The 20,176-nt window shown below is 66.5% G+C and carries 17 protein-coding genes; 4 read left to right on the top strand and 13 right to left on the bottom strand.

Features of this window, described 5'->3' with window-relative positions:
* Positions 1 to 2: 2 nt before the first annotated feature.
* The 5 genes from ACPJW8_RS05770 to tdh form a co-directional block, all read right to left on the bottom strand.
* Positions 3 to 920, bottom strand: coding sequence for an SIS domain-containing protein (locus ACPJW8_RS05770; RefSeq protein WP_330186859.1), 918 nt, complete (start codon positions 918 to 920; stop codon positions 3 to 5).
* 155 nt (positions 921 to 1,075) lie between these two features.
* Positions 1,076 to 2,275 (bottom strand): imidazolonepropionase, encoded by a 1,200-nt coding sequence (gene hutI, locus ACPJW8_RS05765; RefSeq protein ID WP_330186858.1) that lies wholly within the window; start codon positions 2,273 to 2,275, stop codon positions 1,076 to 1,078.
* A gap of 11 nt (positions 2,276 to 2,286) precedes the next feature.
* Complete coding sequence (locus ACPJW8_RS05760; RefSeq protein WP_330186857.1) at positions 2,287 to 3,411, bottom strand: FAD-binding oxidoreductase; 1,125 nt, start codon at positions 3,409 to 3,411, stop codon at positions 2,287 to 2,289.
* A 66-nt stretch (positions 3,412 to 3,477) separates the two neighbouring features.
* Positions 3,478 to 4,686 carry a glycine C-acetyltransferase gene (locus ACPJW8_RS05755; protein ID WP_330186856.1) on the bottom strand — a complete coding sequence of 403 codons (1,209 nt, stop codon included), beginning with the start codon at positions 4,684 to 4,686 and terminating at the stop codon, positions 3,478 to 3,480.
* A 24-nt stretch (positions 4,687 to 4,710) separates the two neighbouring features.
* Entirely contained in the window at positions 4,711 to 5,757 is a 1,047-nt protein-coding gene (gene tdh / locus ACPJW8_RS05750; protein WP_330186855.1) for an L-threonine 3-dehydrogenase, read from the bottom strand.
* A 181-nt stretch (positions 5,758 to 5,938) separates the two neighbouring features.
* On the opposite strand from tdh, the gene ACPJW8_RS05745 reads away from it, so the two are divergent.
* Both ACPJW8_RS05745 and ACPJW8_RS05740 read left to right on the top strand, forming a co-directional pair.
* The gene (locus tag ACPJW8_RS05745; RefSeq protein ID WP_330186854.1) at positions 5,939 to 7,261 is read left to right on the top strand and encodes an amidohydrolase family protein; all 1,323 of its coding nucleotides are present in this window, start codon (positions 5,939 to 5,941) and stop codon (positions 7,259 to 7,261) included.
* A gap of 51 nt (positions 7,262 to 7,312) precedes the next feature.
* On the top strand, positions 7,313 to 8,230 hold the full coding sequence (locus tag ACPJW8_RS05740) for a LysR family transcriptional regulator (protein ID WP_330186853.1): 918 nt from the start codon (positions 7,313 to 7,315) through the stop codon (positions 8,228 to 8,230).
* Between the two features lie 76 nt (positions 8,231 to 8,306).
* Here ACPJW8_RS05740 and gatB read toward each other — a convergent pair whose 3' ends face one another.
* The 4 genes from gatB to ACPJW8_RS05720 form a co-directional block, all read right to left on the bottom strand.
* A complete protein-coding gene (gene gatB, locus ACPJW8_RS05735) occupies positions 8,307 to 9,812 on the bottom strand; it encodes an Asp-tRNA(Asn)/Glu-tRNA(Gln) amidotransferase subunit GatB (protein WP_330186852.1) in 1,506 nt (501 codons plus the stop codon).
* Positions 9,812 to 11,422: an Asp-tRNA(Asn)/Glu-tRNA(Gln) amidotransferase subunit GatA gene (gatA, locus tag ACPJW8_RS05730; protein ID WP_330186851.1), complete on the bottom strand. Its 1,611-nt coding sequence runs from the start codon at positions 11,420 to 11,422 to the stop codon at positions 9,812 to 9,814. Before gatA ends, gatB begins: the two co-directional genes overlap by 1 nt.
* Positions 11,423 to 11,424: 2 nt before the next feature.
* On the bottom strand, positions 11,425 to 11,721 hold the full coding sequence (gene gatC, locus ACPJW8_RS05725) for an Asp-tRNA(Asn)/Glu-tRNA(Gln) amidotransferase subunit GatC (protein ID WP_330186850.1): 297 nt from the start codon (positions 11,719 to 11,721) through the stop codon (positions 11,425 to 11,427).
* Between the two features lie 80 nt (positions 11,722 to 11,801).
* Positions 11,802 to 13,271, bottom strand: coding sequence for a CitMHS family transporter (locus ACPJW8_RS05720; protein WP_330186849.1), 1,470 nt, complete (start codon positions 13,269 to 13,271; stop codon positions 11,802 to 11,804).
* A 209-nt stretch (positions 13,272 to 13,480) separates the two neighbouring features.
* Between ACPJW8_RS05720 and ACPJW8_RS05715 the strand changes: the two genes are divergently transcribed.
* Entirely contained in the window at positions 13,481 to 15,241 is a 1,761-nt protein-coding gene (locus ACPJW8_RS05715) for a sensor histidine kinase (RefSeq protein ID WP_330186848.1), read from the top strand.
* Positions 15,234 to 15,908, top strand: coding sequence for a response regulator (locus ACPJW8_RS05710; protein WP_330186847.1), 675 nt, complete (start codon positions 15,234 to 15,236; stop codon positions 15,906 to 15,908). Before ACPJW8_RS05715 ends, ACPJW8_RS05710 begins: the two co-directional genes overlap by 8 nt.
* A 7-nt stretch (positions 15,909 to 15,915) precedes the next feature.
* On the opposite strand, the gene ACPJW8_RS05705 is transcribed toward ACPJW8_RS05710, so the two are convergent.
* The 4 genes from ACPJW8_RS05705 to ligA form a co-directional block, all read right to left on the bottom strand.
* Positions 15,916 to 16,299: a RidA family protein gene (locus tag ACPJW8_RS05705; protein WP_330186846.1), complete on the bottom strand. Its 384-nt coding sequence runs from the start codon at positions 16,297 to 16,299 to the stop codon at positions 15,916 to 15,918.
* A gap of 46 nt (positions 16,300 to 16,345) precedes the next feature.
* Positions 16,346 to 16,849, bottom strand: coding sequence for a GNAT family N-acetyltransferase (locus ACPJW8_RS05700; RefSeq protein ID WP_330186845.1), 504 nt, complete (start codon positions 16,847 to 16,849; stop codon positions 16,346 to 16,348).
* Between the two features lie 84 nt (positions 16,850 to 16,933).
* Entirely contained in the window at positions 16,934 to 17,749 is an 816-nt protein-coding gene (locus tag ACPJW8_RS05695; protein ID WP_330186844.1) for an inositol monophosphatase family protein, read from the bottom strand.
* On the bottom strand, positions 17,746 to 20,103 hold the full coding sequence (gene ligA, locus ACPJW8_RS05690; RefSeq protein WP_330194137.1) for an NAD-dependent DNA ligase LigA: 2,358 nt from the start codon (positions 20,101 to 20,103) through the stop codon (positions 17,746 to 17,748). The genes ACPJW8_RS05695 and ligA overlap by 4 nt, the downstream gene beginning before the upstream one ends.
* Positions 20,104 to 20,176 lie beyond the last annotated feature (73 nt).

Raw genomic sequence — 20,176 nt, 5'->3', positions numbered from 1 at the left:
CCCTACGCGGAAGGATCGAGGATGACAGAGCGCGTCAGGTTCCGGGGAAGATCCGGGTTCATGCCCCGCACCCTGGCACGCTCGAGGGTGACCTTGTGGACCCGGGCCAGTTCGGCCAGCGGGTGCTTGCCGTTGCTGATGTAAAGGGCCCCTGTTGCCGCCATGTCGCGATCAAGGCCCTCGGGCTGATCGCCGAACAGCCAGGTGACACGTCCCGGCGCAGCAATGGAGATGGGGCCATGGCGGTACTCCATGGCCGGGTAGGACTCTGTCCACCCCTGCACGGCTTCGCGCATTTTCAGGGCTGCCTCATGGGCAAGGCCCACTGTCCAGTTGGTGCCAAGGAACGTGAACTGCTCCGCGTCCAGAAGTTCCTGTTCAACGGGAGCGCTGACGGCGGTCCGGGCGTCCTCCACCGCGGCGGCCAGGTCAACGCCCAGGCTGCTGAGCAGGTAGGCGAGCGCACTGGTGGCAAAGCGGGTCTGGACCACTGAGCGCTCATCGGCGTAGGGAAGACCGATGATGGCGTCCGCCAGCCCCACAATGGGTGATTCCGTATCGCCAATAATGGCAACCGTTGGCACTGTTCCCTTCAATGCGGTCAGCAGCTCAAGCACCTCTGTGGTGGTACCGGAGCGCGTAATGGCCACAACGGCGTCGTACTGGCGTCCGGCACTGTTGCTGTTGACGAAGGCTTCCGATGCTGCGAAGGCATCGGTGACGCCCTTGCCCGCGGATTCCCTGGCCGCCGCGTAGCTTTGCGCCATGAACCAGGAGGTGCCGCAGCCCACGACGGCGACCCGGGCACCGTCCGCGGGAAGCAGCTGCTCGGACGCGGCCTGTTCCACGGCACGCGCCCAAACGTCCGGCTGCGAGGTCAGCTCTTCGTCCATGAAGGCGCCCAGGGTTTCGTTGCTCATTGCGCGTGCCGCTCCAGTTCTACAGGTCCACCTCCGCGCAGGTTCCCCGGGGGCCTGACAGCGCAGTGACGTTTTATGATCTGTAGAAACAGTAAACGATCAATTTCGCGCGCACAAGGAGCAACGCCCCAATCGCGGCTTCGTGAACCCCGGGTTCAGCTGCCGGCCGGGAAAGCCCGCCGTCCGGCACGCCACACCGTGTGCGTCAGCGGCATGCCGGGACGGTAGGCAAGATGTGTGGCGGACGGCGCATTCAGCAGCTGCACGTCGGCACGGTGGCCGACGGCGATCGAGCCCACTGCGCGTTTGCCATCCACGTCCTTCCCCGTTTCCCGGCGCAGGGCCATTGCCCCGCCGAACGTCGCGGCTCGCACTGCCTCCTCGACGGAGAGGCCCATCTGCAGGATGGCCGTGGTAACGCAGTAAGGCATGGAGCTGGTGTAGGAGGTTCCCGGATTGCAGTTGGAAGCCAGGGCCACAGGAACCCCGGCGTCCAGCAGGCGCCGGGCCGGGGCAAGCGGCTGCCTGGTGGACAGATCGCAGGCCGGAAGGCAGGTGGCCACGGTCCCCCGGCCTTCGGACCAGCTGCCGGCGAGGGCCTGGACGTCGGCATCGGACAAATAGTTCACGTGGTCCACGCTGGCGGCCTTGAACTCTACAGCCAGCTGCACCCCGGGCCCTTCACCCAGCTGGTTGCCGTGCACGCGCAGCCCCAGGCCGGCGGCACTGCAGGCCTCAAGGACACGCCGGGACTGCGCCTCATCAAAGGCACCCGTTTCGCAGAAGACGTCAGCCCAGGAAACGTAGGGCAGTACCGCCTGCAGCATGGGGCCGCAGACCAGGTCCACGTAGTCCTCCGCCGAAATGCCGGCCGGAACCAGGTGCGCGCCCAGGAACGTCACGTCGTCGGCCACAGTGGAGGCGATCCGGGCGCTGCGGGCCTCGTGCTCCACATCCAGGCCGTAACCGGTCTTGGTCTCCAGGTACGTGGTGCCGAGCGACGTTGCCTCCGCCACGCGCCCCAGCAGCAGCCGGGTCAGGTCGTAGTCCGACGTGGCCCGGGTGGCGCCCGTAGTCACGGCGATGCCGCCCGCGCTGTAATCCTGCCCGGCCATCCTGGCGGTGAATTCGGCCGTGCGGTCGCCGGCGAACACCAGGTGCGTGTGGGAATCGACCCAGCCCGGCAGCACGGCACGCCCGCCGGCATCAACGGCTTCATCAGCGGCCGGCGCCGCAGAGGCGGAACCGACCCAGGAAATCCGTTCGCCTTCGAATACCATTGCGGCGTCGGTGAGGGTACGGCCTTCGGCGTCCTGGGTCATCAGTTCGCCGATGTTGGTGATCAGAGTGCTCATACGGACATTCTTCAGCCTCGGATGGAAAACCGCGCCGGATCCAGCAGCTGTGCCGTCCGGGATTCCGGAATGTCCTGTTCCGCGGTGCGGTGCGCGCTCCCGGAATCATGGCCCAGGATCAGCCCGGCTGCGAGCTCGGCAATACCGGAGGAGGTCTGGAAGCCATACCCGCCCTGTCCGGCCAGCCAGAAGAAGCCGCGCGCCTCGGCGTCGAACCCCACCACCGGAATCCCGTCCGCGGGTGAGGTCCGCAGCCCGGTCCAGGCGCGCCGGATGCCCCTGATTCCGAGCGTGGTGGCCTGCTCCAGCCGGGCAACCACGCGCTCAACGTCCGCCTGCCGCGGCTGCGCATCCTCCGCAGCGCTGGGTTCGGACTCAGCCGGAGAGATCAACACGCCGCCATCCTCCGGCCGGAAATAGAAGGAATCATCAGCCGCGGCCACCATGGGTGCGGCCGGGGCGGGAGGATGGTCGACGTCGGCAATCGCCGCAGTGCGCCGGTAGGGCTGGAGCCCCACGCGTTCCACGCCGCTGATGACGGCAAGCTCGTCAGCCCAGGCCCCGGCAGCGTTGACCAGGACCCCGGCCTGCAGGGCCTCCTGGCCGGCACCGATCTGCCAGCCGCTGCCGAGGGGCTGCGCAGAATGGACCCGCGCGCCGGTGATGATGTCCGCACCGGCGGCTATGGCCAGCTGCCGGTGGTCCTCAATCAGGAGCGGCGCATTGCAGGCGAAGGACCCCGAATCCAGCCCGGCAGCCTCAAACCATTCAGGACGCAGGACCGGGCACAGCTCCAGGGCCCGGGCGTGGCTGATGGGCTCCATGTGGCCACTGGCCTTCTCCGCAACGTCTGGAGCCGAGCCCACCAGCATAAAACCGCGCGGCGACAGCACCTGCCCGGACGCCCGGCCGGCGTCCCGGGCCATCATCAGCTCGAGGGTCCGGACGGTCAGTTCCTGAACCACCTGCGGACCGTAGCTGGGAATGAGCTGCCGGGCAGACCGTGAGGAGGAGTGGTAGGCCAGCTCCTGTTCCGCCTCCACCAGCGCTACCGAGCACTCCCCTGCCAGTTCCGAGGCAAGGGAGAGCCCGGCAATCCCACCGCCAACGATTACCACGTCATAGTTCGCCGCCATGGCACCATCCTTGCAGAGCCGGCGCACGGAAGCCGCGTGCCGCCGTCGTACTTCCCCGGAAAACCCTTAGCCGGCGATCGCGGTGCGGCTGGCCACAAACGCCTGGACGCAGCGCTCCACGTCCTCCGCGCTGTGTGCGGCGGAGAGCTGGACGCGGATGCGCGCGGCACCCTTGGGGACCACGGGGTAGCTGAAGGCGGTGACGAAAACGCCGTCGCCCAGCATGTGGTCCGCCACCTTGGCCGCCATCACGGCGTCGCCAAACATCACCGGGATGATGGCGTGTTCGCCTTCAAGAAGGTCAAAGCCTTCCTCGGTCATCCTGGTGCGGAAGTGCGCAGCGTTTTCAAAGAGCCTGCCCCGCAGCTCCGCGGAGTTTTCCACGAGGTCCAGCGCCTTGAGGGTCGCTGCGACGATCGACGGCGCCAGCGAGTTGGAGAACAGGTAGGGGCGGGCCTTCTGGCGGAGCATGGCCACGATGGCCGCACGGCCGGAAACGTAACCGCCGGATGCGCCGCCCAGGGCCTTGCCGAAGGTGCCGGTGTAAATGTCCACCCGGTCCGAGACTCCTGCATGCTCGGGGGTTCCGGCGCCGGTGGAGCCCATAAAGCCCACGGCATGGGAGTCGTCCACCATCACCAGGGCGCCGTATTTGTCCGCGAGGTCACAGATCGCTTCCAGGGGCGCCAGGTAGCCGTCCATGGAGAAGACGCCGTCCGTAACCACGATGGTCCGGCGCGCGGGGTTTTCTCCCGTGGTGGCCTCGATCAGCCGTGCTTCGAGCTCGGCCATGTCGCGGTTGGCGTAGCGGTACCGGCTGGCCTTGCAGAGCCGGATGCCGTCAATGATCGAGGCGTGGTTGAGGGCATCGGAAATGATGGCGTCTTCGGGGCCGAAGAGGGATTCGAACACCCCGCCGTTCGCATCGAAGCAGCTGGAGAACAGGATGGTGTCCTCGGTGCCAAGGAATTCCGAAACACGGGCTTCGAGTTCGAGGTGCAGGTCCTGGGTGCCACAGATGAAGCGGACGGAGGCCATGCCGAAGCCCCGCGAATCCAGGGCGTCCTTGGCTGCCGCAATGATGTCCGGATGGTCGGCCAGGCCCAGGTAGTTGTTGGCGCAGAAGTTCAGCACTGCGCGGGCAGGATCGCCCAGCTGGCCGGCCGCGATGTGGCTGCCCTGGGGTGAATCGATGTGGCGTTCAGTCTTGAACAGGCCTGCCGTGCGCAGGGCTGCCAGCTCGTCCTCGAGCTGGTCCTTGAGGGAGGTGTACATGGTGCTCCTTAGAGTTCAGTCGAGTTAGAGTTCGGTCCAGTCGAGGACAACTTTGCCGCCGGTGCCAGCGCGGGCAATGTCGAAGCCCTTCTCCCACTCCGAGGCGGGAAGCTTGTCCGTAACCACTGCGGAGATGCTGGCGTGGAGGGTGGGGTTGGAGGACAACATGGCGCTCATGGCATACCAGGTCTCAAACATCTCGCGTCCATAGATGCCCTTGAGGGTCAGCATGTGGGTGACTACCTTGCCCCAGTCGATGTCGATCGACTGGCTGGGCAGGCCCAGCATGGCGATGCGGCCGCCGTGGTTCATGTTGTCGATCATCTCAGGCAGCGCGGTGGGGTGTCCTGACATTTCCAGCCCGATGTCGAAGCCTTCGCGCATGCCAAGCGCTTGCTGGGCCTCCTTGACCCGGGTGGTGGAAACATCGATCGCCAGGTCCACGCCGAGGTCGCGCGCCAGCTGCAGCCGCGGACCGGAAACGTCAGTAATGGCGATCTTCCGGGCGCCGGCGTGGCGGGCCACGGCGATGGCCATCAGCCCAATGGGCCCGGCTCCGGTAATCAGCACGTCCTCGCCCACCAGCGGGAAGCTGAGGGCGGTGTGCACGGCGTTGCCGAAGGGATCAAAAATGGCGCCGAGCTCAGGCGTGACGGAGGGATCGTGGTGGACCCAGACGTTGGTTTCGGGGATGACGACGAACTCAGCAAAGGCGCCGTCGCGCTGCACACCGACGGACACGGTGTGGATGCACATCTGGCGGCGGCCGGCCCGGCAGTTGCGGCAGATCCCACAAACGATGTGCCCCTCGCCGGATACCCGGTCACCGACCTTGACGTCCCGGACATCCGCGCCGGTTTCCACGACTTCGCCGTAGAACTCGTGGCCTGCGATCAGGGGCGTTTCGATGATGCTTTGGGCCCAGGCATCCCAGGACTGGATGTGCAGGTCGGTGCCGCAGATCCCGGTGGTCATCACGCGGATCTTGACGTCGCCGGGGCCCGCTTCCGGTTCCGGGCGGTCAACGAGTTCGAAGCCGGCGTGCGCGCCGGACTTGTAGAGAGCCTTCATGGATCCCATTAGAAGCCCTGGCACTGGTTAGAACAAGCTCAAGTATCTCACTCAATGATTTAGGAATTACTAATGCATACTGCTTTGCCGGGTCATATTGGAACAAGCCCTTGAAATCGCTTTGGTATACCAAATAGAGTGATCGGTACCACTTTCATCCTCCCCGTCCCCAGGAGAACCCATGTGCAACCACGACCACTCCGCTCCCGCCCTGCCGCCCGAAGGCCTGTCCCGTCGCGGAGTCCTCGCAGGGGCCACCGCCCTTGCCGGAATCACCCTCGCCAGCGTCGCTGCCCAGTTGGGCAACGCACCCGCAGCACACGCGGGAGAACAGCCGGCTGCCCCCAGCTATCACGGCAGGCCCGCAACGCCGGGGGCGGTCGTGATCGAGGGCGGAACCATAGTTGATCCGCTCACTGGGGACGCCATCGCGGACGGTGTCCTGGTGCTCGACGGCGGCAAGGTCACCGCCGTGGGAACGCGCGACGCCACCCGCAAAGCGGTGGCCGACGTTGCCGGCCGCGCCCAGGTGCTGAACGCCGCAGGGCGCTGGGTGGTGCCGGGCCTGGTGGACGTGCATGTCCACGCCAACGCACTGGCAGACACGCGGCTCATCCTCCAGGGCGGCGCCACCAGCGTCCGGAGCGGATCCTCCAGCTTTTACCAGGACGTTGCGCTGGCCGGCCTTCCCGCCTGGGCGCCAGGGGCCACTCCCCGGATGCGCCCTGCCGGCCTCTTTGTATCACCGGAACTGGGCGATTCGGTCCTCGCCCCTCTGGCCGCGTTGCGCAACGGCATCGTTGATCCGGCCGATCTGGCCTACCTGACCCGCGTCAACCTCAGCCGCGGCGCCGAAGTCATCAAGACCCGCGCCAACCCCCGCGCCGGGCTCGCGGAGCAGGATCCCCGCGAACTGGTCTACGACGTCGACCAGCTCTCGGCAATCGTGCACGCCGCCCGCGGCGCCGGCGTCCTGTGCCACGCCTACAGCGCTGAAGGAATCGACGGCGCCGTCCGGGCCGGGGTGCGGAGCATCGAGCACGGCGTCTTCGTCACGGAGGCGACTATTGCCGAAATGGCCGGCCGCGGTACCTTCTTCACGCCCACCATGGACGCCATCACCAGCATGGCCCGCTCCGCCAATCCCGTCCTGGCGGCCCGGGGCGCCGAGTACACCCCGGTCATCCAGGCCGCCGTCCGCGCAGCGCACGAAGCCGGAGTCACAGTGGTGGCCGGAACGGACTCCTTCGGCACCGACGTCACTCCGCTGGGCACAGAGGTGCGGCTGCTCACTGAGGCAGGGCTGTCGCCGCTGGAGGCCCTGCGTTCGGCAACCACGCATGCAGCCCGGCTCCTTGGCTGGGAAGGCAAGGCCGGACGCCTGGTGGCCGGTGGATTCGCAGACGCAGTGATTGTCGACGCCGATCCCCTCGCCGACGGAACGGCGCTGGAAAAGGTGCGTGCCGTCGTCGCACAGGGGACAGTGGTGCGCAACGACGCCTGAGCAGGCTTCAGTATTCCTACACGGTGGAGGCTGACGCTTTAGGCTTGGCTCATGGATATTCGGCAGCTTCAGGTGCTTCGGGAACTCGGTGAGCTGGGCAGCGTGAAAGCCGTAGCGGACACCATGATGGTGACCCCTTCCGCGGTGTCCCAGCAGCTGGCCCTGCTCCAGCGCAGTGCCGGTGTCCCCCTCACCCGCAAGGAGGGACGGAACCTGGTGCTGACCGACGCCGGCCAGGTCCTGGCAGATGCCGGAGGTGCCGTGGTGCGGGCCATGGCACAGGCCCGGGCAGCGATTGACACCTACCAGGAAGCGCCGGACGCCGCCGTCACGCTGAGTGGCTTCCACAGTGCGGGCCAGGCGCTTTTCGCTCCCCTGGCCCGCGAGCTCGAGGGGCCTGATCTTCCCAGGGTCAGGTTCTCCGACGAGGACGTGGCACAGCAGGACTTCCCGGCCCTTACGGCCCGCTACGACCTGGTCCTGGCGCACCGGATGGAACACAGCCCGCCGTGGCCCGAAGACCGCGTGTCAGTGATAACGCTGGCCAGCGAACCACTGGATGTGGCGGTGCCCCGCGACCACCACCTGGCCGCCAAGGAGACGCTGACCGTTGAGGACGTTGCCGGTGAACCCTGGGTGACCAGCCGCCCCGGGTATTCGCCGGATGACGTCCTCCGTGCAGTGGCCGCGGTGGCCAGCCGGCCCCTGGAGATCGTCCACCGGGTCAATGACTACACCACCGTGGCCTCACTGGTGGCAACGGGAAGCGTCCTGGGCCTGCTCCCCCGGTTTACCTCCAGCCCGGTACTGGACCAGGGCGGGCGGACCGGCGTCGTCCTCCGTCCGCTGGGCGGCATCAACACCCGGCGCCGGATCGACGTGCTGGCCCGTCCGGAGAACCTGGAACGGCGCTCGGTGCGGGCCGTCTGCGACGCCCTGGCGAAGGTGATGAGGGGCCTGGGCGGTTAAACCCAAGTAGCTCGCAGATAACGCTCCCAAAACCGGGTTTTGAGTGCGTTATCTGCGAGCTACTTGGGCTGGCGGGCTAGACGGTGACGCCCAGCTTCTCCAGGATCAGTTCGCGGACCCGGCCTGCATCAGCCTGCCCGCGGGTTGCCTTCATGACGCCGCCAACGATTGCGCCGATGGCCTGCACCTTGCCGCCACGGATCTTGTCCGCAACATCCGGCTGGGCGGCCAGTGCGGCGTCGATCGCTTCCAGCAGCGGACCGTCGTCGGAGACAACGGCAAGGCCGCGCTTCTCGATGATCTCCGCGGGCGTGCCTTCACCGGCCAGGACAGCATCCAGGACTTCTGCCGCCATCTTGTTGTTGATGCTGCCGGCTTCCACCAGCTTGCTCAGTTCAACGATGGTGGCGGGCTGCACGCCCAGCTGGCCGGGATCCACGTCCGCTGCCTTGGCGCGGCCGACGATCTCGCCCATCCACCACTTACGGGCAACGGTGGCCGAAGCGCCTGCCGCAATGGTTTCCTCGATCTCGTCCATCACACCGGCGTTCACGACGTCGCGGAATTCCAGGTCCGAGTAGCCCCAGTCGGCCTGCAGGCGCTTGCGGCGCTCCGCGGGCGGCTCGGGCAGTGTGGCGCGGAGTTCCTCAACCCATTCGCGGGAAGCCACAACCGGCACCAGGTCCGGCTCCGGGAAGTAGCGGTAGTCGTCGGCGTCCGACTTGGGACGGCCGGACGTGGTGGTCCGGGTGTCCTCATGCCAGTGCCGGGTTTCCTGGACAACAGGCTCGCCCGAATCCAGGACGGCTGCATGCCGCTGGATTTCGTAGCGGACGGCATGTTCGACGGCGCGCAGCGAGTTCACGTTCTTGGTTTCGGACCGGATGCCGAACCGTTCCCGGCCGTGCGGACGCAGCGACACGTTGGCGTCGCAGCGGACGTTGCCGCGTTCCATGCGGGCATCGGAAACGCCCAGGTTCTTCACGATTTCCCGGACAGCCGCGACGTACGCCTTGGCAAGTTCGGGCGCGCGGGAACCGGCGCCCTCGATGGGCTTGGTGACGATTTCCACCAGCGGAACACCTGAGCGGTTGTAGTCCACCAGTGAGTAGTCCGCGCCCTGGATGCGGCCGGCAGCGCCACCCATGTGGGTCAGCTTTCCGGCGTCTTCCTCCATGTGGGCCCGCTCGATTTCCACGCGGAAGACGGTGCCGTCAGAGAGTTCGATGTCCAGGTAGCCGTCATACGCGATGGGTTCGTCGTACTGGGACGTCTGGAAGTTTTTGGGGGTGTCCGGGTAGAAGTAGTTCTTCCGGGCGAAGCGGCAGCTCTCGGCGATCTTGCAGTTCAGCGCCAGGCCGATCTTGATCGAGGATTCGATGGCCGTTTTGTTCACTACCGGAAGGACGCCGGGCAGGCCCAGGTCCACTTCGTTGACGTTGGTGTTGGGCTCATCGCCAAACACGTTGGGCGCGGAGGAGAACATCTTGGTCTTGGTGTTCAGCTCAACGTGGACCTCAAAACCGAGTACGGGATCGTACTTGGCCATGGCCTCTTCGAAGCTCAGGATTGCGTCAGTCATTAGTGCGAACCTCCGTGGGTTTCGACGAGGGTCTCAACAGGCTCGACCACCTTGGTTTCGACCAGCTCAACCAGCGACGGGGCCTGGTCCAGCAGCGGGCCTCCCCATTTGGCTTCGAGCAGGGATTCAAGGACGGCACCCACACGGTAGAGGCGTGCGTCCTGGCGGGCCGGGGCGAGCAGCTGGATGCCCACGGGAAGTCCGTCCTCGTCGGCCAGGCCGCCGGGCAGGGACAGTCCCGGAACACCGGCGAGGTTGGCCGGAATGGTGGCGACGTCGTTGAGGTACATGGCCAGCGGGTCATCGAGCTTCTCGCCCAGTTTGAACGCCGTGGTGGGCGCGGTGGGGGAAATCAGGACGTCCGCCTTGGCGAACGCGGCATCGAAGTCGCGCTGCACCAGGGTGCGGACCTTCTGCGCTGAGCCGTAGTAGGCGTCGTAGTAGCCGGCGCTCAGGGCGTAGGTGCCCAGGATGATGCGGCGCTTGACCTCGTCGCCAAATCCGGCGGCGCGGGTGGCGCCCATTACGCGTTCAATGGTGAGTGGCGCATCCTTGGGCAGGACGCGCAAACCGAACCGGACGCCGTCGAACTTTGCCAGGTTGGAGGAGGCCTCCGACGGCATGATCAGGTAGTAGGCGCCCAGCGCGTACTGGAAGTTGGGGCAGGAAACCTCGACGATTTCCGCGCCGGCACCCTTGAGCAGTTCCAGCGACTCGTTGAAGCGGTTCTCGACGCCGGCCTGGTAGCCCTCGCCGTGCAGCTCCTTGATGATGCCGATCCGCAGTCCCTGGACGTTGCCAATGCTGGCTGCGGCCACGAGGTCCGCCAGCGGGTCCGGCAGCGATGTGGAGTCTGCGGGATCGTGCCCGCCAATGACCTGGTGCAGCAGCGCCGAGTCCAGCACGGTGCGCGAGACGGGGCCGATCTGGTCCAGCGAGGATGCCATGGCGATGGCACCGTAGCGCGAAACGCTGCCGTAGGTGGGCTTCACGCCCACGGTTCCGGTGACTGCGCCGGGCTGGCGGATGGAGCCGCCGGTATCCGTGCCCAGGGCCAGCGGAGCCTCAAAGGCGGCGACGGCGGCAGCGGAACCGCCGCCGGAGCCGCCGGGGATCCGGTCCAGGTCCCAGGGGTTGCGGGTGGGGCCGTACGCCGAGTGCTCGGTGGAGGAGCCCATGGCGAATTCGTCCAGGTTGGTCTTGCCCAGGATGGGCATTTTGGCGGCGCGGAGCCGCTTGACCACCGTGGCGTCGTAGGGGCTGTGCCAGCCCTCGAGGATCTTTGAACCGGCCGTGGTGGGCTGGCCAATGGTGACGATCAGGTCCTTGACGGCGATGGGCACGCCGGCCAGCGCGTGCAGCGACTCAGCCCCGGAGCCACCGGCGGCGCGGATGGAGTCGACCTCCGCGGCCACCGCGAGCGCTTCTTCGGTGTTGACGTGCAGGAAGGCGTTGACGCCGCGGTCCCCACCGTCGACGGCGGCAATCCGGTCAAGGTGCGCCTGCGTCACTTCGACGGCGGAGACCTCGCCCGCGGCCAGTTTCCCGGCCAGCGTGGCGGCGGAGGAGCGGATCAGCGAGGCTGCGTCCTGGGTGTTCAGTTCAGTCATGGTTACGCCTCATCCAGGATTGCCGGGACCTTGAAGCGGTTCTCCGCCGAGTCAGGTGCGCCGGAGAGCGACTGCTCAGCGGTGAAGGTGTGGCCCACAACGTCTTCGCGGAACACGTTGGTCAACGGGATGGGGTGCGACGTAGCCGGAACGTCGTCACCGGCGGCCTCGCTCACCGACTTGACGGACTCGACGATGACGGCGAGTTCGCCCGCCATCCTGTCCAGCTCTTCAGCACTCATCTCGATGTGAGCAAGCCGCGCGAGATGCGCAACATCCTCACGGTTGATCGCAGCCATGGATCTCCCCTGCACGTTCGAATTGGTTTCCGGTCCAGTCTAGTGCTTCCAGCCGGTGCCAACGTGCTGCGCAGCCGGGCTCAACCGATCCCGATGGCGCCGGTCAGCATGCCGATTCCCAGCATGACCAGGGACACCACCGCACTGCGCCACAGGACCTTCTTGTGGTGGTCGCCCAGATCAACCTTGGCCAGCGACACCAGCAACAGGATGGCGGGGACCAGCGGGCTCTGCATGTGGAACGGCTGGCCGGTAATGGAGGCGCGGGCCATCTCGGCTGCGCTAATGCCGAAGTGTGCCGCGGTTTCGCTCAGGACGGGCAGCACGCCGAAGTAGAAGGCGTCATTGCTCATGAAGAAGGTCATGGGGATGCTGAGGACGCCGGTGATAACGGCCATAAACGGGCCCATGTCGGAGGGGATGATCTGGACCAGCCACGCAGACATGGCTTCCACCATGCCCGTGCCGGTCAGGACACCGGTCAGGACTGCGGCGGCCATGACCATGCTCACGACGGCGACAATGGACGGAGCGTGCGCGATCAGCTGGGTGCCCTGGTCCTTGACCTTGGGGAAGTTCACCAGCAGGGCGACGGCGGAACCCACCATAAAGACGTACGGCAGGGGCACCAGATCGGCGATCAGCATGCCCATGACCGCAACCGTGAGGGCGAGGTTGAACCAGAACAGCTTGGGCCGAAGCGTGGTGCGGTTGGGGTCCAGGGCGGTGTCCGCCATCGCGGTGTCGTGCACGTCGACCAGCGTTTCTGGACGTTCCAGCACAGCAACGGAACCGCCGCCTGCAGGCCCTGCCGGGAGGGGGGCAGGTGCGCCCTTGCCACCGGCGCCTCCGGCGGATACTGGCGTGCCGCCGTCGAACGCTTCCGTGGTGAAGGGGTCCGCGGAGGAAGGCGTGCCCCAGATTTCCGGCTGGGTGGCGCGGAGGCGGTTGCGTTCCTGCAGGCCCAGCAGCCAGGCGAAGACCAGGACAACAGTGATGCCGCCAATGAGGGACGGCAGCATCGGAACGAAGACCTCATTGACGTCGATCTTCAGCGCCGTGGCGGCGCGTGCCGTAGGGCCGCCCCACGGGACGATGTTCATGGTGCCGTTGGCCAGGCCGGCCACGCAGGTCAGGACCACGGGGCTCATCTTCAGCCGCAGGTAGATGGGCAGCATGGCGGCGGTGGTGAGGATGAAGGTGGTGGAGCCGTCGCCGTCCAGTGACACTGCGGCAGCCAGCAAGGCGGTGCCCAGCACCACTTTGGCGGGGTCATTACCCAGCTTGCGGAGGATGAACTTCACCAGCGGATCAAAGAGCCCGACGTCGATCATCAGGCCAAAGTAGATAATGGCGAACATCAGCAGCGCCGCGGTGGACGTCATGGACTTCATGGAATCCAGGACCATGTCCCCGATCCCCAGCCCCGCGCCTGCAAACAGGCCAAAAACGGTGGGAACGATGATCAGCGCCAACACTGGCGTCAACTTCTTCGTCATGATCAGCACCATGAATACCGCGATCATTGCGAATCCAAGTAATACCAGCACGGCCGGCTCCTTCTTGTGAACGGCGGCACAACGGTGTGACGCGTGCTACAGACTGTAGGGTGGCGCCGGTCACGGCTGTGCCTTTGGCTCAATTGATTGGCATACTGCTTATTGGGAGCATTTTGCTCATTGTGCTCACCGATCCGTTCCGTCCCGTTACTGACAGCCGGACACCATCCGCACTTCAGCCACAGCGCCAAGGGAGGCCCATGACACGCTCTGCTGCCCGGCGGCCGTGGCGCTTCTCTACCCAGACGCTCCTGCTCCAGCTTGGCGTGGTGCTGCTGGTGGTTATGCTCAGCGCCGGTGTGCACGCGTGGCTCAGTTACGACCGCGCAGGCCGCGAAGCGGAGAACCAGGCACTGACCCTTGCCCGCACCGTGGCTTCCGATCCCCGCGTCCGGGCGGACGTGGCCGGCATCAGCGCCCGGGAAGGCACTCCCCCGGCGGCCGAGCTCCTTACCGGACCGCTCATGGGGGTTGCCGAGGGTGCCCGTACCAGGACGGGTGCACTGTTTGTGGTGATCACCGATGAGACAGGGCTGCGGCTGGCCCATCCCGACGCCGATCGCCTGGGTGAACAGGTCAGCACGGACCCCTCCGAGGCCCTGGCCGGCCGGGAGGTGACCACGCGAAACACCGGAACCCTGGGGCCCTCGGCGGGCGCGAAAGTGCCTGTCTACGCACCCGGAACGGGCTCCGTTGTTGGCGAGGTCAGCGTGGGCTACTCCATGGAAACCGTGGGTGAAAGCCTGGGCCGGGACATCGGCCCGGTGGCCATCACAGCAGCTGCTGCCCTCCTGGCCGGCGTGCTGGCCTCATTCCTGCTGCGGCACCGGCTGCAACGGCTCACGCTTGGCCTTGAACCCGAAGAAATCAGCACCCTGGTCCACGACCAGGTGGCAGTACTGCAGGGTGTGGACGACGGCGTCATCGGCGTCTCCGCGGAAGGCCGGATCACCGTCTTCAACGCCGCCGCGCAGCGGATGCTGGACCAGCCCGACCTTGCCGGAACACCATGGCGGGACGCGCCCGTTCCGGAGCTCCTGAAGTCCCTCACCCGCCCCGACGCGGACGAGGCCGACGCCCAGGAACTGGTTGCCGGGGGCCGGGTCATCGTGGCCAGTGCACGCAAGGCCCTGCACCGAAGTGACGACCTCGGCTGGGTGCTGATGCTCCGGGACAGGACCGAACTGCAGCAGCTCACCCGCCAACTGGACGCGGTGGGCACCATGTCCACAGCACTCCGCGCGCAGCGCCACGAGTTCGCCAACCAGCTGCACACGATCGCCGGCTTCCTGAGCATCGGCCAGCACCGCGACGCCCGTGACTACCTGGCACGCCTGGCGGCCACCGGGCCGCTAAAGTTCCCCGTGGACCAGGCCGAACTGCTCCAGGACCCGTACCTGCAGGCCTTCGTAGGCGCCAAGGGAGTGGAGGCTGACGAACGCGGCGTGACGCTGCGCATTGGTCCAGAGACACTGGTGCGCGGCCAGGTCAGCGAGCCGCAGGACGTCACCACAGTGTTGGGGAACCTTTTGGATAACGCGGTGAATGCCGCCGTCGCCGGTTCCTCCACAAACCGGTGGGTGGAGCTGGAACTGCTGGATGAGCCGGCTCCGGACACCGCTGTCGGCGGCACTGAGGCTGGTCCTGAGGGTGGTGTGCTGTACATCGTCGTGGCGGATTCCGGTGACGGCCTGGGCGCGGCGCAGGCCGAAGAGCCCGAACTGGTTTTCGCTGAAGGATTTACGACGGCGGCAGGCCCGGTGCGTGCCGCAGGCGGGCAGGGACTGGGGCTGGCACTGGCCCGTTCCCTGGCCCGCCGGCGGGGCGGGGACGTCAGGGTGCTGGAGCCGGGAAGGCCCGGCGGGCCCGGTGCCGTGTTCATGGCCACACTGCCCGGTGTCACCCGTTTTGGCGCCGCGGCCCATGGAGAAGAATTGGATGGAAAGGACCGCAATGCCTGAGGATTTCAGGGTGCTGATCGTCGATGACGACTTCCACGTAGCCAAGCTGCATGCCGCCTACGTTGATTCGGTGGCCGGCTTTATGGCACTGGCACCGGTGGGCACGGCGTCCCTTGCGCTCCAGGCCGTCCATTCGCTGCGGCCGGACCTGGTGCTGCTGGACGTCTACCTTCCCGACGCTTCCGGCCTTGACCTGCTGCACCAGCTGGATGTGGACACCATTATGCTGACGGCGGCCTCGGACGAAACCTCCATGCGGCTGGCGTTCCGGCGCGGCGCCCTGGGTTACCTGCTCAAGCCGTTTACCGGTGAGTCCCTCTCCCAGCAGCTACGTTCCTACGCCCGTTACCGGCGCATCCTCAACCAGCCCGGCGCCCTGGACCAGGACACCGTGGAGAGGGCCAAACGCGCGCTGATCCCGGGCGATGTTGCACCGTCGGCCAAGCCACGCTCCGCCACTGAGGCAGCGGTCCTTGAATCCCTGGTGCCCGGCGAACAGTATTCGGCGGCAGAGGTCGCGGCACGGGTTGGCGTTTCCCGGGCCACGGCACAGCGGTACCTGTCCTCGTTGGCCGACGACGGCGCCGTCGACATCCAGCTGCGTTACGGGGCCACCGGCCGACCGGAACACCGCTACGGCATTCCGGCCAGGCCGGCGTCCTCGTAGGTACGGGCTAGTTGGCGGGCTTCTGGGCCACGAGTTCGATCTCCACCAGCATCTTCGGGTCCAGGAACGGCAGCACGTGGACCAGGGACAGCGTGGGGCGGATCTCGCCGAAGACTTCGCCGTGTGCCCGTCCGGCTTCTTCCCACTGGCTGATGTCCGTCAGGTACAGCTTGCTCTGGACGACGTCGTGGAAGCTGAACCCGGCGTCCGCCAGGACGGTGCCCAGCTTCTGAAGGATGTACTGGGTCTGGGTGTAGAAGTCATCGCCCACGATTCCGTCATCGCCGCTGGCGGCCGTAGCGGAAATGTAGAGCGTGTTGTCCACCTGGACCGCGCGGGAATAGCCAAGGGTCTGTTCCCAGACGGAGCCGGTGCCGAATGTCTTGCGCATGCTGGTGCCTTTCAGTGCTGGATGATCCGGCACTACCCTAGGCGCGCTAAACCTCCTGGCGGTAAACCAGCAGTTTTATGTCGGTATCCGGGATGAACCAGTCACGCTCCGGCGCCCTGCTGAACCCGGTTTTCCTGTACAGGCCATGCGCGCTTTCCCAGCTCATTCCCGTTGTCAGTGCCACCGCGTTGATGCCGTCCAGCTTCCTGGCGTGCTCAATGATGGCCTCCACCATGGCCCTGCCCGCGCCGCTGCGCTGTACCGCAGGATCCACCACCAGCATCCGGAATTCCAGCTCGTCAGGCAGCGCGATGTCCGCATAGGGTTCTCCTGCCACAGCCAGAGTGACCGATCCCACAACCCGGCCGGCCCGCTCGGCCACCCAGATCGTCGCCTCGGCGGCACGGGCCGCCACATCCTGGATCCGGCGCATGTAGGGGTGGTCGGCGTCCTCGAAGTACCCCGCCGCAAGGTAGGAGTCCCGGGTTACCCGGGCGACGGCGTCGTAATCGGAAGGAACGGCTGGACGGACAATGATCTGCGGATGCACCTATCAATGGTAGTTCCAGCGCACGCCGGCCGGGCCCCGGAAGGCCCATTCCGTGACTGAACTATCAATTCCGCAGTTCCCCCGCTAGAGCGGGAATTTGCCGGACAGCTCCAGGGTGGCCGCGCAGGTCCAGGCCGCCAGCCGATGGCGATCCTCCGGGCCGCCGTCCAGCGGGCTCGCCAGGAGCGGCCGGCGGACCCAGCAGCCTGCTTCCTCGGCGATCAGCGCACCGGCCGCGAAGTCGTGTTCGTTGAGCCCGCGTTCACCATAGGCATCGTGGGTGCCGTCGGCCACCAGGCACAGGTCCAGTGCTGCCGAACCCAGCCGGCGGACATCAGCAAAGCCGTCCATCAGTCCACCCAGGACTGCCGCCTGCTCTGCGCGGACTGCCGGATCGTAGCTGAACCCGGTGGCCAGGATCTGGCCTTTGCGCCCTGGCTGAGGGCCGGTGAGCCGGGTCCGGACACCGCCCTCCTCCAGCCAGGCGCCACCGCCCCGTGAGGCATAGTAGGTGCGGCCCAGCGCCGGAGCATCAACGACGCCGGCCAGCCAGCCGCCGTTGGCATCGGCCACCGCCACCGAGGTGGCGTAGTAGACGATGTTACGGATGAAGTTGGTGGTGCCGTCCAGCGGATCGATGGACCAGCGGTAGCCGCTGCCGTTTTCCGGCCTGGTGGTCCCGTGTTCCTCGCCCGTGATGGCGTCCGAAGGCCGCCGTTGCGTAATAACGCCACGGACCGCGTGCTCGGCCGCAACATCGAAATCGGTGACCCAGTCGCCGGCTTCGCCCTTGTTGGTGAGTTCCAGTGTGGCTGTGCTTCGGCCGGCCAGGACCGTGGCGCCGGCGCGCGCAGCCTCCCGGGCTACGTTCAGCAGGGCATCAGGGGTGGACACGCTCATTCGGTTGCTCCGTCGTCGTTGGTTTGGTTCGCTTCCGCGTTTTCCGCGTCTCTGGCCGGTAGTTCCGGCATTTCGGGCTCCCCCGGATCTTCCGGCTCTTCAGCAGCGGGGCCTTCGTCCAGCAGCTTCCGGAAACCGTCCTCGTCCAGGACGGGGACACCCAGCTGCTCGGCCTTGTCCAGCTTGGTGCCCGCACTTTCACCCGCCACGAGGTAGTCCGTCTTCTTGGAGACAGACCCGGAGGCCTTCCCGCCGCGGGTGAGGATGGCTTCCTTGGCTTCGTCCCGGCTGAAGTTGGGCAGCGTACCCGTGACCACAATCGTCAGGCCCTCGAGGGTGCGCGGTGTTGATTCGTCCTGCTCGTCCGCCATCCGTACTCCGGCCTCGGCCCAGCGGTCCACGATCTCGCGGTGCCAGTCCTCGGCGAACCACTCGGTGAGGGCTGCAGCAATGGTGGGGCCTACGCCGTCAACGCCGGCGAGCTCTTCCTCGGAAGCGGCCCGGATGGCCTCCATGGTGCCGAACCGCGTTGCCAGCGCGCGTGAGGCCCGTGGCCCGACGTGCCGGATGGACAGCGCCACCAGCACGCGCCACAGTGGCTGGGACCTGGCCTTCTGGACTTCGGCGAAAAGCTTCTCCGTGGACGCGGTGGGCTTGGAGGGCGTCCTGGCGGTGGGCTTGGTCCAGAAGTACGGGACCAGCTCCCACTCCCCCGAGCCAACGCCCTTGGACCGCTTTTCACGCCAGACCTTGACCTCAGCGAGGGCATCCCGCAACCACGAATCCGGCGCATCCGCCGCGAGGTCGAAAATCCTCGCCTCGTTTTCCAGGACGCCAGGGCCTTCCGCCGACGGACGGCCGCCAATGGTGGCCGGGTCCGGGCCGGGGCCGGACGTCAATGCCATGGCAGCCTCCCAGCCCAGGGCCTCGATATCAAAGGCTCCGCGCCCTGCCAGGTGGAACACCCGCTCGCGCAGCTGTGCCGGGCAGGACCGCGCGTTGGGGCAGCGGATGTCGACGTCGGCTTCCTTGGCAGGTGCCAATGGCGTGCCGCAGGAGGGGCATTCGGTGGGCATCACGAAGTCCCTGGCGGGCGGATCCTGTTTGTCGCGCAGGGCAAGGACCGGGCCCACGATCTCCGGGATGACGTCGCCGGCTTTGCGGAGGACCACAACATCGCCGATCTTGACGCCCTTTGCCTTGACCACATCCTGGTTGTGGAGGGTGGCCATTTCCACGGTGGACCCGGCAACCTTCACGGGGACCATCACCCCGTACGGCGTAACGCGGCCCGTGCGGCCCACGTTCACGGCAATGTCCAGGAGTTTGGTATGCACCTCTTCCGGCGGGTACTTGTACGCAACTGCCCACCGCGGCACGCGGGACGTGTAGCCCAGGGCGCGCTGGGTGGCGAAATCGTCCACCTTGACCACAATGCCGTCGATCTCGTGCAGCAGGCTGTGGCGTTTGTCGCCGTATTCAGCGATGAACGCCAGAACCTCATCCAGGCTGCCCAGCACCTGGGAGTAGGGGCTGACCGGCAGGCCCCATTCAGCCAGGCGCGTGTATGTTTCCGACTGGCTGGCTGTTGGCAGCCCGTCCCGGACGCCGATTCCGTGGACGAACATCCGCAATGGGCGCTTGGCGGTTTCGGCGGGATCCTTCTGCCGCAGCGAACCGGCGGCGGCGTTGCGTGGGTTGGCCAGCGGTGCCTTGCCCTCCGCGATCAGGGCTTCGTTGAATTCGGCGAATGCCTGTGACGGGATGAAGACCTCGCCGCGGACTTCCATTTCGGCGGGAAAACCGGTGCCCTGGAGCTGCTGCGGGATTTCCTTGATGGTCAGCACGTTGTGCGTGACGTCCTCGCCGGTAGTGCCGTCACCGCGGGTGGCGGCGCGGACCAGCTTGCCGTCACGGTAGAGGAGGTTCACGGCCAGTCCGTCGATTTTCAGCTCGGTCAGCCAGGCGCCCCGCACCCCGCCGACACGTTCGATGCCGGCCTGCGCCTTAACCATCCAGGCTTCGAGTTCCTCAAGGGAAAAGACGTCCTCAAGGCTGTACATCCGCTGCAGGTGTTCGACGGCGGCGAACGCCGCTGAGACCTCGCCGCCCACTTCCTGCGTGGGCGAATCATTGGACACCAGCTCCGGATGCAGCGCCTCAAGTTCCTCAAGACGACGGAAGAGCTCATCAAATTCCGCGTCCGAAACGAGCGGCTCATCCTCCTGGTAGTACGCAAAGCGGTACTTCCGGACCAGGTCGGACAGGTTCTCGTATTCCTCCCGCAGCGATCCGGCGGGGACCACCTCGGGTCCGGAGGCAGTGGCTGTGGATTCTCCTGGTGCTGTGCTCACAGACCTATCTTGCCCTACGTCCACGACATTGGGTGGCAGGCTCCCGTTCCTGCATCCCCCACCCAAGTAGGTC

The sequence above is a fragment of the Pseudarthrobacter sp. J47 genome (assembly GCF_049810315.1).
In the GTDB taxonomy this organism is placed as follows: Bacteria; Actinomycetota; Actinomycetes; order Actinomycetales; family Micrococcaceae; genus Arthrobacter.
Note: the sequence above shows the minus strand (reverse complement) of the source record. Positions and strands in the feature narration are given on the sequence as shown.